Below are 13,889 nucleotides of genomic sequence, written 5' to 3' on the forward strand. Positions count from 1 at the left end.
CATGTCCTCCACCCTCGAACTCCTGCCCGCTGTGGACGTCGCCGACGGCCAGGCCGTCCAGCTCGTCCAGGGGAAGGCCGGCTCCGGCGGCCAGTACGGCGATCCGCTGCAGGCCGCCATGGCCTGGCAGAACGCCGGCGCCGAATGGATCCACCTGGTCGACCTGGACGCCGCCTTCGGACGCGGCCACAACCGGGAGCTGCTGACCGGCATCGTCGGCCGCCTCGACGTCAAGGTGGAGCTGTCGGGGGGCATCCGCGACGACGAGTCGCTGCGCGCGGCGCTCGCCACCGGCTGCACGCGCGTCAACATCGGCACGGCCGCGCTGGAGAACCCCGAGTGGTGCGCCAAGATCATCGCCGAGCACGGCGAGAAGGTCGCCATCGGCCTCGACGTGCGCGGCACCACGCTGGCCGCCCGCGGCTGGACCCGCGACGGCGGCGACCTGTTCGCCACCCTGGAGCGGCTGGAGTCGGAGGGCTGCGCCCGCTACGTGGTGACCGACGTCAACAAGGACGGCACCCTCAAGGGCCCCAACCTGGACCTGCTGCGTACGGTCTGCGAGCGCACCGACAAGCCCGTGGTGGCCAGCGGCGGTGTCTCCAGCCTGGACGACCTGCTGGCCATCGCCACCCTGACCCCGGTCGGCGTCGAGGGCGCCATCATGGGCACGGCCCTCTACGAGGGCGCGTTCACCCTCCAGGAGGCGCTGGCGGCGGTGAGCGCCCGATGAGTCTGGCGATCCGGGTCATCCCCTGCCTCGACGTCGACGCCGGGCGCGTCGTCAAGGGCGTCAAGTTCGCCAACCTGCGCGACGCCGGCGACCCGGTGGAGCTGGCCGCGCGCTATGACACCGACGGCGCCGACGAACTCACCTTCCTCGACGTCACCGCCTCCAGCGGGGAGCGGGAGACCACCTACGACGTGGTGCGCCGCACCGCCGAGCAGGTCTTCATCCCGCTCACGGTCGGCGGCGGCGTGCGCACCGCCGAGGACGTCGACCGGCTGCTGCGCGCCGGGGCCGACAAGGTCGGAGTGAACACCGCCGCGATCGCGCGCCCCGAGCTCATCCGGGAGATCGCCGAGCGGTTCGGCCGCCAGGTCCTGGTGCTGTCCGCCGACGTCCGCCGGGTCACCGACGGCGAGCCCACCCCGAGCGGGTTCGAGGTCACCACGCACGGCGGCCGCAAGGGGACCGGCATCGACGCCGTGGAGTGGTGTGCGCGCGTCGCCGAGCTGGGCGCGGGCGAGATCCTGCTGAACTCGATGGACGCCGACGGCACCAAGGCCGGGTTCGACCTGGAGCTGATCCGCAAGGTGCGTGCCGTCGTGGACATCCCCCTCATCGCCAGCGGGGGCGCGGGCAAGGTCGAGCACTTCCCCCCGGCCATCGACGCGGGCGCCGACGCGGTGCTGGCCGCCTCGGTGTTCCACTTCGGCGAGTTCACCATCGCCGACGTCAAGGCGGAACTGCGCGCCCACGGCCACGCCGTGCGCTAGCCGACATCGCGAGGAACGCCACCCAGCAGACCCCTGGCGCATGGGCAACGTCCCCTTGGTGCTCCAGTGAGCGAAGCATGGCTACATGGTGGTACTTTCCGCTTTTCGAAAACCACGGCCCTGAGCTGCGCATCCTCCCGTACACACGCAGTGAGCGTGCAAGTGAGAAGGGGGATCTCACATGTCAGGAAAGCCGAGTGGCCCGGTAACGCAGTCGCCGAGCTGGTGGGACGTGCTCAAGATCGGCCGCATCCACTGGCGTGTCGGCTTTGTGGAGTACGTCCTCCAGGACTTCGGCTACAACGTCGGTTCGATCGATGACCGCTTCGACCACATGCTGGAGGAGGCCGTCCGCAAGTTCCAGGGGGACTACTACCTCCGGCTCACCAGCGCGGTCGACGACGCGACCTGGACGCAGATGCGCACCCTGTTCGGGGTCGTCAGACGGGGGGACTTCTCGGACCTGGTCCGCGCAGTGCAGTACGCGCTCAACGAGGGCCACGGCTACCACCTGGCCGTGGACGGTGACTTCGGTCCGCTGACCGAGCAGGCCGTGCGGGACTTCCAAAGGTCGCAGAGCATCGATGTCGACGGCGAGGTCGGCATCCAAACCTTCACCTACCTGGTCATCATCGGCCGCTAAGCCGCTCCGACACCCACCGCACGCGATAGCGACGGGCCGGTCCGCCCATTACGGGCGGACCGGCCCGTCCCGCGTGTTCCGGATCAAACCGCCGCCACCTGCGACGATTCCCAAGGGAATAGCCCGTCCCCGCCCGATGCTGAAGAAATCGGTGTCCTCTACGCCGCCACGCGGAGTAGGTTGTCACCGCTCATGCCGTCCTGTCACCGGATGGCATGCGCTGTTTTCCGGGGTCGCCGAGGTAGCGGGGGTTACGCATGTCCGACGGAAGCACGACGGGGCCGAGGCCCGACTCCGGGGTGTTCCGCCGCGGCATGCGGGTGCTGTGGGTCGCCATGCGCACCGAACCCTGGGTGTGCGCCATCGCCGTCGGCGGAGCGTCCCTGCACGCGGCCGTCACGGTCGGATCGGCATCCGTCCTCGGCCACATCACCGACACCACGATCCTCCCCGCCTTCGCCGAGGGCCGCACCACGGTCGCCGCGCTGGCCGCGGCGGCCGCCCTGCTCATCGGCATCGGCGTTTTCAAGGCCGCCGGACTCGCCGCGCGGCGGCTGTTCGCCGGGCTCATGCAGTTCCGGATGCAGGCCCGCTACCGCCGCGAGGTCGCCCGCACCTACCTGCGACTCCCGCTGGCCTGGCACCACCGCCACCCCACCGGCCAGCTGCTGTCCAACGCCAACGCCGACGTCGAGGCCGCATGGCAGCCCCTGGCCCCCCTCCCCATGGTGATCGGCAGCCTCTTCCTGCTCCTGATCGCGGCCGTCGCCATGGTCGTCACCGACCCCGTCCTCGCCCTCGTCGGGTTCGTCGTCTTTCCCCTGCTCTTCGCCGCCAACGTCGCCTTCCAGCGCCGCGTCGCCCCCATGGCCACACGCGCCCAGGCGTTGCGCGCCGAGGTCAGCGAGGTCGCCCACGAGTCCTTCGACGGCGCGCTGGTCGTCAAGACCCTGGGCCGCGAGGACACCGAGACCGAACGGTTCACCGCCGCCGCCCACCGGCTCCGCGACGCCCAGATCCAGGTCGGGCGGATGCGCTCGATGTTCGACCCCGTCATGGAGACCCTGCCCAACCTCGGCGTGCTCGCCGTACTGATGGTGGGCATGTGGCGGCTGTCCACCGGCGCGATCGTGCCCGGCGACCTCGTCCAGATCGCCTTCCTGTTCACTCTGCTCGCCCTGCCCATCCGCTCCTTCGGCTGGCTGCTGGGCGACCTGCCGCGCAGCGTCGTCGGCTGGGACCGCGTCCAGCACGTGCTGGCGTCCGAGGGGACCATGGAGCACGGCGCCACCCGCCTCAGCGGGACCGGCGGCATCGGGGTCGACGTCACCGACGTCGCCTTCTCCTACGAGGACAGCTACACCGAGCCCGGCACGAGTGGCCGCCGCGACCTCGTCGACGCCCCGGACGCGGCCGAGGCGCCGCGCTCCACGGTCCTGCACGATGTCGCGTTCGACATCGCCCCGGGCCGCACCGTCGCGCTCGTCGGCCCCACCGGCTCCGGCAAGTCCACCCTGACGACCCTGCTCATGCGTCTCGTCGACCCCGACACCGGCACCGTCCGCTACGACGGCACCGACGTGCGCGACCTGGAGAAGGGGGAGCTGTCCCGCGTCGCCGCGCTGGTGCCGCAGTCGACCTTCGTCTTCGAGGACACCGTGCGCGACAACGTCGCCCTCGGCGCCGACGTGCCCGACGAGGACGTGTGGGCCGCACTGCGGCTGGCGCGCGCCGACTCCTTCGTCGCGGCGCTGCCCAACGCGCTCGACACCCGCCTCGGCGAACGCGGCACGAGCCTGTCGGGCGGCCAGCGGCAGCGCCTGGCCCTGGCCCGCGCCGTGGTGCGCCGCCCCCGGCTGCTCATCCTCGACGACGCCACCTCGGCCGTCGACCCGCAGGTCGAGGCCCAGATCCTGGCCGGGCTCCGGGACACCGACCTCGCCGCCACCGTCGTCGTGGTCGCCTACCGCAGGGCCACTATCGAGCTGGCCGACGACGTCATCTACCTGGAACAGGGCACCGTGCGGGACCGCGGCACGCACAGCGAGCTGCTGGAGCGCTCGCCCGGCTACCAGCGCCTGGTGACCGCCTACGAGCGGGCCGCGGAGGAAAGGGAGGCGCGGGCGACCGGCCGCGCCGAGAACGTCGACACGTCCGAGGAGATCGTCCGTTGAGCGCCCCTGCCACCACCCCCACCCGGCGCGACACCGACCAGCCGACCGCCGCCGCCGGCGGCGGGGCGGGCACCACTACCCTGCACCGGTCGAACGACTCCGCTCTGGGCACCATCCGCCGCGGGTTGGAGCTGTCCCCGGAGTTCACCCGCGGCCTCAGGCTGACCCTGCTGTTCGCGGTCGTGGCCACGCTGGGCAAGGTCATCGTCCCCATGGCGATCCAACAGGTCATCGACAACGGCCTCGGCGCCGGCGGAGGCGAGCCCGACCTGTCGTTTGTGGCCGCCACGGTCGGCCTGTGCGCCGTGCTGCTGCTGGTCACCATGGTCTGCTCCTACCTGATGAACCTGCGGCTGTACCGGGCCACCGAGTCTGGTCTGGCCACGCTGCGCCGCAAGGCGTTCCGGCACGTCCACGACCTGTCCGTGCTCACCCAGAACAGCGAGCGCAAGGGCGCGCTGGTCTCGCGGGTCACCGCCGACGTCGACCAGATCTCCACGTTCATGCAGTGGGGCGGCCTGCTGCTGATCATCAGCACCGGGCAGCTGTTCATCGCCACCACCCTCATGGCGGTCTACTCCTGGAAGCTCACCCTGCTGGTGTGGGTCTGCTTCCTGCCGCTGATGTTCGGCGTCCGGTGGCTGCAGAAGCTGCTGTCCAAGGCCTACCTGAAGGTGCGCGAGCGTACCGGCGACATGCTCGGCGCCATCGGCGAGACCGTCATGGGCGCCGCGGTCATCCGGGCGCACGGCACCGAGGAGCGCACGGCCCGGCGCATCGACGAGACCGTCCTGGCGACCCGCACGGCCCAGGTCAGGGCGCAGCGGCTGTCCATGGCGGTCTCCCCGTTCGCCGAGATCGTCGCCGCCGTGGGCAACGCCGCCGTGGTCGTGGCCGGGGTGCTGATCGGCATCGGCGGCGACATCACCCCCGGCGAGCTGGTGGCGTTCCTGTTCCTGGTGACGCTGTTCGTCATGCCGATGATGATGGCCACCGAGATCTTCAACGAGGCGCAGAACGCCATCGCCGGATGGCGGCGCGTCCTCGGCGTGCTCGACACCGTCCCCGACATCGCCGACCCCGGCGAGGCCGGACGGGAGTTGCCGCGCGGTCCGGTGTCCGTCGGCTTCGACCACGTGAGCTACGCCTACCCCGACGGCCCGACCGTGCTCGACGACGTCGACGTGGAGATCCGGCCGGGCACCCGGGTCGCCGTGGTGGGCGAGACCGGCTCGGGCAAGACCACCTTCGTCAAGCTGCTCACCCGGCTGATGGACCCGCTGCACGGGCGCGTCCTGCTCGACGGCGTGGACCTGCGCGACGTCGCCTTCTCCTCGCTGCGCAGCCGCGTCGTGATGGTCCCCCAGGAGGGGTTCCTGTTCGACAGCTCGTTGGGCGACAACATCCGCTTCGCCCGCCCCGAGGCCACCGACGCCGAGCTGGAGGCCGCCATCGCCGAACTCGGGCTCGCCGACTGGCTCGGCGGGCTCGCGCACGGCCTGGACACCCCGGTCGGCCAGCGCGGCGAATCCCTGTCGGCGGGGGAGCGCCAGCTCGTGGCGCTGGTCCGGGCCTACATCGCCGACCCCGAGCTGCTGGTGCTGGACGAGGCCACCTCGGCGGTCGACCCGCACACCGAGGTCCGCATCCAGCGTGCCCTGGACCGCCTCACCCACGGCCGGACATCGGTGACCATCGCCCACCGCCTGTCCACGGCCGAGGCCGCCGAGGAGGTCTTCGTCTTCGACGCCGGGCGCCTCGTCCAGCGCGGGACGCACACCGACCTGGTCGCCACCCCGGGCATCTACGCCGACCTGCACGCCTCCTGGGTGCACAGCTCGGCCTGACGGGCCAGGGGCGGTGGGCCGGTCGGCGGGCCGCGCGGTCAGACGCCGCGTTCGGCCCACCAGTGGGCGGCGAGGAGCTCACCGACCACCGGCTCGGTGAGCAGCCGCACGTCGGGGTCGGTGTCCCCGAGGTAGCGCAGGTTCACCTCCGCGCCCTCGACCGCGCCGCCCACGGCCACGAACGCGCCGCGCAGCTGCAACAGGTGTTCGGCGACGCGGTCGTCATAGTGCGAGCCGGTGAACAGCACCGCCCGGTAGTCGGAGATCGCGGCGAGGTGGCGGCCGGTGTGCGACCACTCGGCCGACTCCGCCGCGTGCGCGGCCCGCACCGGCCCCTGCCGGACCGCCAGCGCCGCCTGCCGAGCCGAGCACAGCCGCTCCACGGGGGCGACGAAGTGCACACCGTCGGGGGAGTCCAGCGCCTTGGCCGCCTCGGGCACCCACCCCGGCGCCCGCTCCACGAGGTCGGAGATGGCGTTGGCGCTGCGGCGCAGCGTCTGGCCCAGATCCGCCGTCGCCCCCAGCACGGGAGCCCCCAGCTGGTGCCCCAGGAGCAGCAGCAGCGCCAGCGCGTTCATGTATCCGCTGCAGGCCAGGCCACTGCGTTCCTCCCCGGACAACAGCGGGACCAGGACGTCGGCGTAGCGCGCCACGGGGGAGTCCGCATCGTCGCACAGCACGATGACGGCCGACCGCTCCACGTAGTGGTCGAGCGCCGTGCACAGCTCCCGCAGCCCACTGCCCAGCGACACCGCCACCACCAGTGTGTCCGGCCCCGGCGGCAGCGACGCCGTCGTCGAGGCGTACTCCGCGACGGCCCCGAGCCCGGCCCGCCGCATCCGCTCCGCCGCCGCCTCACACGCGTAGCGGGCGCCGCCCGTGCCCAGCAGCAGCACCCCGGCCGGCTCGTCGTCCAGCAGGGAGGGCAGCGCCGCATAGGGGTCACGGCGCGCCAGGCGGTCGGCCAGCGCGGTCAGCGCCCCTGGCTTGCCCGCCAGGTCGGCGGAGAGCAACTCGGCGGTCACATGACTCCTGACTCATCGAACATCGACGACACGACCCGTCCATAGTGGTGGGTGGTCCGCCCCCGGCGCACGGCGGCCGGGCAATCGCACCCTAGTCCGCGCCGCGCCCGGCTCCTGCCCTGCGGGGGCGCCCCTATGGCCATTGTCACCCGCCACGCGCCCCCGCTGACCGGGGGCCCGAGGCGGCCCCTCCCGACACGGCCATAGGCTGGAACCCATGAGCACGCGTCCCCCGGAAAACGGCAGCGCACCCGCGCCCGGCCAGGAACTGGACCCCGCGATCGTGGCACGGCTGAAGCGCACCGCCGACGGCCTGGTGCCCGCCGTCGTCCAGCAGTACGACACCGGCGAGGTGCTCATGCTCGCCTGGATGGACGACGAGGCCCTGCGCCGCACCCTCACCACGCGCGCCGCCACCTACTGGTCGCGCAGCCGCCAGGAGTACTGGGTGAAGGGCGCCACCTCCGGCAACGTGCAGCGGGTCGTCTCGGCCGCTCTGGACTGCGACGGCGACACCCTGCTGATCAAGGTCGACCAGACCGGTGCCGCCTGCCACACGGGCGACCGCACGTGCTTCGACGGCGACCCGCTTCCCGTGGCGGAGGAGGCGCCGTGAGCGAGCCGGAGGAGAACGGACCGGCGGGTACCGGCGCGCCGGAGGAGGGCGCGGCGGCCGAGCCGACCGAGCCCGACAGACGCGCCGCGCGCCGGGAGTTCGCCATCGCCCTGGCCGCCACGGTCGCCGGGGCGGTCGCGCTGCTGGCGTCCGCCGGGCAGACCTGGGCCACCGGTGACGTGACGATCCCCGGACCCTCGGCCCCCGCGCCCGTCGCCCTCAGCGGCACCGACATCGCGCCCGCGGCCTCCGCTCTGGGTTGGGCCTCGCTCGCCGCGCTCGGGGCGCTGCTGGCCACGCGCGGGTGGGCGCGCCGCGCCGTCGGCGTGCTCATCGTGATCTTCGGCGCCGCCGGCGGCTACGACCTGTGGCGCGGGACACGCCCCGACGCACTCGCCCGTGCGGCCGGAGAACAGACCACCGCCGACGGCCACCTCGGCACCCTCGACCTGGCCGGTCAGTGGCCGGTTCTGGCCACGGCGGGGGCGGTGCTTCTGCTGGCCGTCGGGGCGGCAACGGCGATCCGGGGTGCTGCCTGGCCTGGCATGGGCAGCAGGTACGATCGCCACAGTGCCCCGAGCACGGACCGCGCCGGCGACCCCGCCGAGCTGTGGAAGTCGCTCGACAGTGGCACCGACCCCACATTGGACCCCGCATCGGACAGCGCCGCGCCCGGGACGGGCGCCACGGCGTCGTCCGGTGTGTCAACGCACGACCGCGATGCGGAATCGGCAGATTCGAAGGAGACCTGAATGGCCGACGCACACCACGACGAAGCACACGAAGACCACGGCAACACCCTCGCCGCCTGGTTCTTGACCCTCTCCTGGATCGTGGTCTGGACGATCGCCGGCGTGGCCATCATCGTCGCCGACGGCAAGGTCGTCCTGTGGTCGACCATCGCGCTGGTCGCCAGCGTCGTCTGCGCGGTGGTCTCCGGGGTCATGAAGAAGGCGGGCATGGGCCGCAAGGAGCCGCGTCCGGTCCCGCAGACCCGCGAGGAGTGGGAGGCCGCGCGCGCCGCCGCCACGAAGGGCAAGGCCGCGAGCGCTAAGGGCGACAAGGAGCCCGCTGCCGCCGCCGCGAAGTAACGGTGGCATATCGGGAAGTGGACGTTTTCTCGGTCTTGTGGGTAAATAGGCGAGGCCAGTGCCGTACCGCCGCCGGTTTGCGTCGGCTATGCGTGGCAAGTTCTGGCATGATCCCTTTCTGCCCGCGATGCGCGTGAGGCGCCGTCCCCAGCCGTGCCCCTGTTGGTGCGCTTCTTCACCGGCCCGCGGAGTAAGCAGCTTTTCTATTCCGTCGTCAGGAAGACACACCAAGCATGAGTTACGGTCCTCCCCCTGGTTCCCCTCCGCCGCCCCCGCCCGGTGGTGGGTACGGGCCGCCCCCGCCTCCCGGCGGCACCGGCGGTTACCCCGGAATGCAGCAGCCGATGGGCGGCGGCCAGCCGCCGTCCAACTGGCTGATTCCGGCCATCCTGACCATCTTCTGCTGCTGGCCGGCAGCCATCCCGGGCATCGTCTTCGCCTCTCAGGTCAACAGCAAGTGGAACATGGGTGACTTCGCGGGTGCCCAGGACTCCGCCGGCAAGGCCAAGATGTGGACGCTGATCGCCCTCGGTCTGGGGCTCGCCTTCTGGATCGTCTACATCATCCTTTGGCTCATCGGATTCGGCCTGGCAGCGAGCGCTCCGGCTACGTACGACACGGGCGGCTACTAAAGGCCCATGACCGAGGCATCGGTCCTCATAGGGCTCCGGCACCGTCCGTACATCGCGGCGGTACCGGAGCCCGTTCTTCTGGTGAGCGGGATGCTCACCGCCTCGTCTGCACGACGCCCCACCCCTTGGTGAGCGTTTGTTATCTCCTGCGTCGACGATCCAGTACTCCAGTTGTAGATCCGGCTTGCCCTGATCAGTCACCATTCACGGAGTTCAGTGACTTCCGGCCATGCTGATCTGGCCGTTCACCGCGCACACCAACGGCCACCGCCCGATCATCGATGGTTGTGAAGACAACGAAAAAGCAGGCGGCGGCCGCAGCCACCAGCGTAGCGGCCCTGCGCTGGCCGCACCTGCCGAACGAACTCATCTCCACCGTCCCCGACCCACACCTGGCCCGTCCCGCGACCCGAGCTACCGCCTGTGACATACTCAGGGCCCTTCTCGCGCCGCTGACCCGCAAGAACTGCCGGGCGCTGTCCGAGCACGCCGGACACCCTTCCCCCTACCGGATGCAGCACCTGCTCACCCGCGCCCGCCTGGACGAGGCCGCTGTGAGGGCCTGCCTGCGCGGCTACCTCATCACCTGCCTGGGCTCCAAGGACGTGGTCCTGGTCGTTGACGAGACAGGGGATTCCAAGAAGGGCTCCAGCACCGTGGGCGTCGCCCGCCAGTACACCGGTACCACCGGAAAGATCGACAACTGCCAGGTCGCGGTCTATCTCGCCTACACCACACCCGGGACCCACGCCCTCATCGACCACTGCGTCTACCTGCCCCGGGCCTCGGGCGAGGACCACGCCCGGCTCCAGGCGGCGGGAGTGCCCGCCGAGGTCGCCTTCGCGACCAAACCCGAACTGGCCAGGGAGATGATCGCCGCCGCGCTGGAGCACGCCCCAGCGGCGTGGGTAGCCGGCGGCGAGGTTTACGGACGCACCCCCGCCCTGCGCGAGTACCTGGAAGAACACCGGGTCGGGTACGTGATGGCCATCGCCGCCACCGACCGGATCCCCGTCCCGCGCGGGCCGGTCACGATGAAGGAGCTGGCCGTGCTGCTGCCCCGAGCGGCTTGGCAGAAGCGCTCCGCCGGGGCCGGGGCCAAGGGGCAGCGCTACTACGCCTGGGCGCTCATCGGTGACCGCGTTGGGTCCGATGGGGTGCGGTGGGTTCCGCGAAGCCCGTCACCGGCCGGCCTCGGCGGGGCTGATCACGTTGACCTGCAACGAGATCGCCCATCTGCTGCACGCCCTGTTCCCAGCCCGCTCCAACGACGAGCACGTCCTGGCCTGGTCGGTGTTCAGACGCTCCCACCAAGCACAGGCCCAGCGCTGCCGCTACCGTAGACAGGCAGTCCGAGAATCATGACAAACCGGATCTACAACTGGAGTACTAGGTAAGGACCTGAGACCTGACGAGGTCCTGATAAAGGTCATCAGAGTCCATCAGCTCATCGTGGCGTCCGGTGACCCGGACACGGCCGGACTCCATCACGATGATCCGGTCGGCCTGGCTTACTGTCGACAGCCGATGGGCGACCACAATGACGGTCGCATGCTCAGCGATTTCCGTGATGGTCCTCTTGAGTGCGGCCTCGTTCGCGGCATCCAGCTGGGATGTTACCTCATCCAGCAGCAGCACACGCGGCTTCCTCAGTAGCGCACGTGCGATAGCGATGCGTTGCCGCTCACCGCCGGAAACGGTGGCACCCCGATGGCCAATCTCTCCGTCAAGGCCCCCGGGCAGGGTCGATGTGAGGTCGGTCAGCCGGGCGAGCTCCACTGCACGGCTAATTTCTTCCTCGGTTGCATCCGGCGCGGATATGGTCAAGTTCTCCCGCAGGGAGCCGTCGAAGACGGGGGAATCCTGTTCAACGTATCCAATATTCGAGCGAAGTTCGCGGAGCGGCCATTCGGTCACGTCCTTCCCGTCGATCGCTAAGCTTCCGTCGGCTGCGTCATAAAAACGCTCGATGAGGGAGAGGAGCGTTGTCTTTCCCGTACCCGATGGGCCGACGATAGCTGTGAGTCCCGGACCGTCGACGCTGAAGGAGACGTTGGTCAAGACGTTGGTGCTATCGGCGTCGTACGCGAAGTTGACTCGGTCGAATACGACAGTGGCCGGAGCGGGGGCGGCACCGCACGTCCGGTGGTCGGCCACGTCCAGTTCTGTCTCCGTCTCCAACAGAGCGGTCTCCTCGATGCGCCGCAGTGCGGCCAACCCGGTCTGCAGAACCGTGATACCGGAGAGAGTTGAGAAGACGGGCTGCATGAGGTAAAAAATGAGTAGCAGATATGCGATCAGTGAGGATATCTCAAGCGCGTTCGAGCTCACCCGGGATGCCCCGACGGCGAGAACGATCAAGAACGCCAGGTTCACGGATATCCAGCCGAGTGTCCCGGTACCGGCCTGCCAGCCGGCAACTGCTACGCCCTTCCTCCAGGCTCGGTCTGCCACCGTGCCAAGTTGCGCCATCTCGGAATGCTCGGCGGAGAAGGATTTAAATGTCCGATAGGCTCCGAATACGCGCTCCAAACGTGCACCCATCTCACCCACCGCGCTTTGCGTGGCGAAAGCAGACTTGGCGAGGTGGGGGATGATTCTGGTGAGAATCAGGACTACTACGATAGCCACCGCGACTGTTATTCCAAACAGGACCGCGTCCAGATAGAACATGATCGCGAGGCCCAGTACGAGAAGCACAACTCCACTGACGAGTTGAGTTATGCTATTTGTTACTACGTTGCGCAACAGATTCGTGTCGGAGGTGACACGGGAGATGAGGTCTCCAGGTTTCAGGCGATCCACCTCCGACATCCGCAGACGCAATAGTCGCGCGACCAGTTCGCGGCGGATGTGCAGGACAAGTGTGTGCGCCGTCCGCTCGAGGACGTAACCACCGAGCGCGGACATGAGCGCACTCACGAGTATCAAGCCGGAAAGGACAACCAACGACCTGGCGAGCGCATCGCCATTTCCCAGAGATTCGACAACGTACTTCGCAAATAGCGGCTGAGCCAATCCAACAGCCCCGCCCGCGAAATTCAGAACCCCGCCCAGGAGTAACGAGGTGCGATGCGCACGCAGTCGTGTCCACAATTTTCGTAGCGGCGGTGCGGAGGTTTCCGCTGCGTGCTTTGTCTTGCCGGTCATATATTCATCCCCTTCGTTGAGTGGAATCACTCCCGTCTACGCGAACTTTCTTATCAGACGGCGTCCCGCCTCAGCCTTGGCATGCCATTCCGCCACCAGTTGATCCCATTCATCTCCGCCAAGGCCTCCATTGCGGCGGACGATGCCGTTCTCAATATGGATAAAAAATGGCGTGGCCTTGCGCGGGTTATACGTCTTTTCCAGTTCATGGCCGAGAGGGACGAAGAGCACCTTTGCTGGAATTCTGAACTCTTTGACCATCTCCTCCGTTGCCGGCCGACTATCCTTCTGCTCGTCGTACGTTACGAGTACGAGTTCGCTGTTGGCGCGCTGTGCGATCGCGAAGAGTCTACTGATAGTGGGAAAATGGGAGCGGCAGGTAGCGCATCCGTGATAAAAGAATACGAATGTGACGGCACGGTTTTCGTACTCGCGGAGTGAGAATGGACGACCATCTAGGGTCGTCGCCTCGAAGGGCGGAGCGGCCGCTCCTGTCGGAACACTCGGGACCTCCGGGGAAGCTGAAGCGGGCGGAGGCACTCCCTTTCTCATCTTGCTGGCCAGCCGCAATGTGAGGAGGAGGTTGAACGAGACAACGACCCACAGCACAGCAAGCACGGATTCTGTGCTCATCACATTTCCTTAGCTGGAGCATGGTCTTCGGTCGCCGCGTTGGAGAACGCCCAGGAGACCTGACGCAGGTGAAGACTGACGGTAACCCACACGACCACGGACGCAAGGACTACGATCCCGTCCCATGAGACGGGAGATGCTGTGGCAGGGCCCCACTCCAGAGCCACGTACATTCCTGCGGCCGGGACGAGAGATAGCAGAATATTACGGATAACGTCAGCGGGAGATACCGGATCAGTGGTGGAGCCGAAGCAGTTGCATGAGACCTGTCGGCCGCGGGCGAGCGAGTTGACCAGGGTCGCAGAAAATGCAAGAAGCAGGAAAAGTGCCGTGCTGAATCCCCACTGCAGCGCGGCGCCGCCGACGAGCATCATGAGGCCAATGAGCAGTTCAACGATTATCACTGCCTGGGCGAGAGGACGCGCGTATGACGCTGGAAGACTGAGCAGGGAGCGGATGCTGTCCGTAAAACTCGACAGGTCCCTCAGCTTGTTCACAGCAGCGAGAGTGAACACCGTCCATATCACCATCCGGCAGAACAGCATCGCGTGCTCGGAAAACGGAGCCAACATTGCTTT

General features: G+C 68.8%; 13 protein-coding genes and 1 pseudogene. 10 read left to right on the plus strand and 4 right to left on the minus strand.

All coding sequences use genetic code 11. From position 1 onward, the window contains the following. The first annotated feature begins 1 nt into the window (after position 1). From priA to CDO52_RS12380, 5 genes are all read left to right on the plus strand, one after another. Positions 2-733, plus strand: coding sequence for a bifunctional 1-(5-phosphoribosyl)-5-((5-phosphoribosylamino)methylideneamino)imidazole-4-carboxamide isomerase/phosphoribosylanthranilate isomerase PriA (gene priA / locus CDO52_RS12360; RefSeq protein ID WP_017616929.1), 732 nt, complete (start codon positions 2-4; stop codon positions 731-733). After that, positions 730-1,500 carry an imidazole glycerol phosphate synthase subunit HisF gene (hisF, locus tag CDO52_RS12365; protein WP_017616928.1) on the plus strand — a complete coding sequence of 257 codons (771 nt, stop codon included), beginning with the start codon at positions 730-732 and terminating at the stop codon, positions 1,498-1,500. The genes priA and hisF overlap by 4 nt, the downstream gene beginning before the upstream one ends. Positions 1,501-1,681: 181 nt before the next feature. Beyond that, positions 1,682-2,143 (plus strand): peptidoglycan-binding domain-containing protein, encoded by a 462-nt coding sequence (locus tag CDO52_RS12370; RefSeq protein ID WP_083919688.1) that lies wholly within the window; start codon positions 1,682-1,684, stop codon positions 2,141-2,143. Positions 2,144-2,400: 257 nt separating this feature from the next. Further along, on the plus strand, positions 2,401-4,317 hold the full coding sequence (locus CDO52_RS12375; protein ID WP_026125445.1) for an ABC transporter ATP-binding protein: 1,917 nt from the start codon (positions 2,401-2,403) through the stop codon (positions 4,315-4,317). After that, the gene (locus tag CDO52_RS12380; RefSeq protein WP_017616925.1) at positions 4,314-6,164 is read left to right on the plus strand and encodes an ABC transporter ATP-binding protein; all 1,851 of its coding nucleotides are present in this window, start codon (positions 4,314-4,316) and stop codon (positions 6,162-6,164) included. The genes CDO52_RS12375 and CDO52_RS12380 overlap by 4 nt, the downstream gene beginning before the upstream one ends. A gap of 38 nt (positions 6,165-6,202) precedes the next feature. Here CDO52_RS12380 and CDO52_RS12385 read toward each other — a convergent pair whose 3' ends face one another. After that, a complete protein-coding gene (locus CDO52_RS12385) occupies positions 6,203-7,189 on the minus strand; it encodes an SIS domain-containing protein (RefSeq protein ID WP_017616924.1) in 987 nt (328 codons plus the stop codon). A 217-nt stretch (positions 7,190-7,406) separates the two neighbouring features. Here CDO52_RS12385 and hisI point away from each other — a divergent pair, with 217 nt between their 5' ends. The 5 genes and pseudogenes from hisI (at position 7,407) to CDO52_RS12410 (ending at position 10,893) form a co-directional block, all read left to right on the plus strand. Further along, positions 7,407-7,805, plus strand: a complete 399-nt coding sequence (gene hisI / locus CDO52_RS12390) for a phosphoribosyl-AMP cyclohydrolase (protein WP_017616923.1) — start codon at positions 7,407-7,409, stop codon at positions 7,803-7,805. Then, positions 7,802-8,557, plus strand: coding sequence for a Trp biosynthesis-associated membrane protein (locus CDO52_RS12395; protein WP_017616922.1), 756 nt, complete (start codon positions 7,802-7,804; stop codon positions 8,555-8,557). Before hisI ends, CDO52_RS12395 begins: the two co-directional genes overlap by 4 nt. Continuing rightward, positions 8,558-8,896 (plus strand): HGxxPAAW family protein, encoded by a 339-nt coding sequence (locus CDO52_RS12400; protein ID WP_017616921.1) that lies wholly within the window; start codon positions 8,558-8,560, stop codon positions 8,894-8,896. A gap of 332 nt (positions 8,897-9,228) precedes the next feature. Beyond that, the gene (locus CDO52_RS12405) at positions 9,229-9,528 is read left to right on the plus strand and encodes a CD225/dispanin family protein (RefSeq protein WP_332459816.1); all 300 of its coding nucleotides are present in this window, start codon (positions 9,229-9,231) and stop codon (positions 9,526-9,528) included. 281 nt (positions 9,529-9,809) lie between these two features. Then, positions 9,810-10,893 (plus strand): annotated as a pseudogene (locus CDO52_RS12410) (IS701 family transposase). A 24-nt stretch (positions 10,894-10,917) separates the two neighbouring features. Here the strand turns inward: CDO52_RS12410 and CDO52_RS12415 are convergent. Genes CDO52_RS12415 through CDO52_RS12425 form a run of 3 tightly spaced genes read right to left on the minus strand, consistent with a single transcriptional unit; the run spans position 10,918 to position 13,883 of the window. Next, on the minus strand, positions 10,918-12,678 hold the full coding sequence (locus CDO52_RS12415; protein ID WP_026125443.1) for an ABC transporter ATP-binding protein: 1,761 nt from the start codon (positions 12,676-12,678) through the stop codon (positions 10,918-10,920). A gap of 36 nt (positions 12,679-12,714) precedes the next feature. After that, the gene (locus CDO52_RS12420) at positions 12,715-13,311 is read right to left on the minus strand and encodes a TlpA family protein disulfide reductase (protein ID WP_083919687.1); all 597 of its coding nucleotides are present in this window, start codon (positions 13,309-13,311) and stop codon (positions 12,715-12,717) included. Beyond that, entirely contained in the window at positions 13,311-13,883 is a 573-nt protein-coding gene (locus CDO52_RS12425; protein ID WP_017616918.1) for a MauE/DoxX family redox-associated membrane protein, read from the minus strand. The genes CDO52_RS12420 and CDO52_RS12425 overlap by 1 nt, the downstream gene beginning before the upstream one ends. Positions 13,884-13,889: the final 6 nt, after the last annotated feature.

This window comes from Nocardiopsis gilva YIM 90087 (assembly GCF_002263495.1).
Classification (GTDB): Bacteria; Actinomycetota; Actinomycetes; order Streptosporangiales; family Streptosporangiaceae; genus Nocardiopsis_C; species Nocardiopsis_C gilva.

Bases quoted from the DNA above. Each gene is read 5' to 3' on its own strand.
- priA (WP_017616929.1), top strand. From the start codon at position 2: ATGTCCTCCACCCTCGAACTCCTGCCCGCTGTGGACGTCGCCGACGGC.
- hisF (WP_017616928.1), top strand. From the start codon at position 730: ATGAGTCTGGCGATCCGGGTCATCCCCTGCCTCGACGTCGACGCCGGG.
- CDO52_RS12370 (WP_083919688.1), top strand. From the start codon at position 1,682: ATGTCAGGAAAGCCGAGTGGCCCGGTAACGCAGTCGCCGAGCTGGTGG.
- CDO52_RS12375 (WP_026125445.1), top strand. From the start codon at position 2,401: ATGTCCGACGGAAGCACGACGGGGCCGAGGCCCGACTCCGGGGTGTTC.
- hisI (WP_017616923.1), top strand. From the start codon at position 7,407: ATGAGCACGCGTCCCCCGGAAAACGGCAGCGCACCCGCGCCCGGCCAG.
- CDO52_RS12400 (WP_017616921.1), top strand. From the start codon at position 8,558: ATGGCCGACGCACACCACGACGAAGCACACGAAGACCACGGCAACACC.
- CDO52_RS12405 (WP_332459816.1), top strand. From the start codon at position 9,229: ATGCAGCAGCCGATGGGCGGCGGCCAGCCGCCGTCCAACTGGCTGATT.
- CDO52_RS12415 (WP_026125443.1), bottom strand. From the start codon at position 12,678: ATGACCGGCAAGACAAAGCACGCAGCGGAAACCTCCGCACCGCCGCTA.
- CDO52_RS12420 (WP_083919687.1), bottom strand. From the start codon at position 13,311: ATGAGCACAGAATCCGTGCTTGCTGTGCTGTGGGTCGTTGTCTCGTTC.
- CDO52_RS12425 (WP_017616918.1), bottom strand. From the start codon at position 13,883: ATGTTGGCTCCGTTTTCCGAGCACGCGATGCTGTTCTGCCGGATGGTG.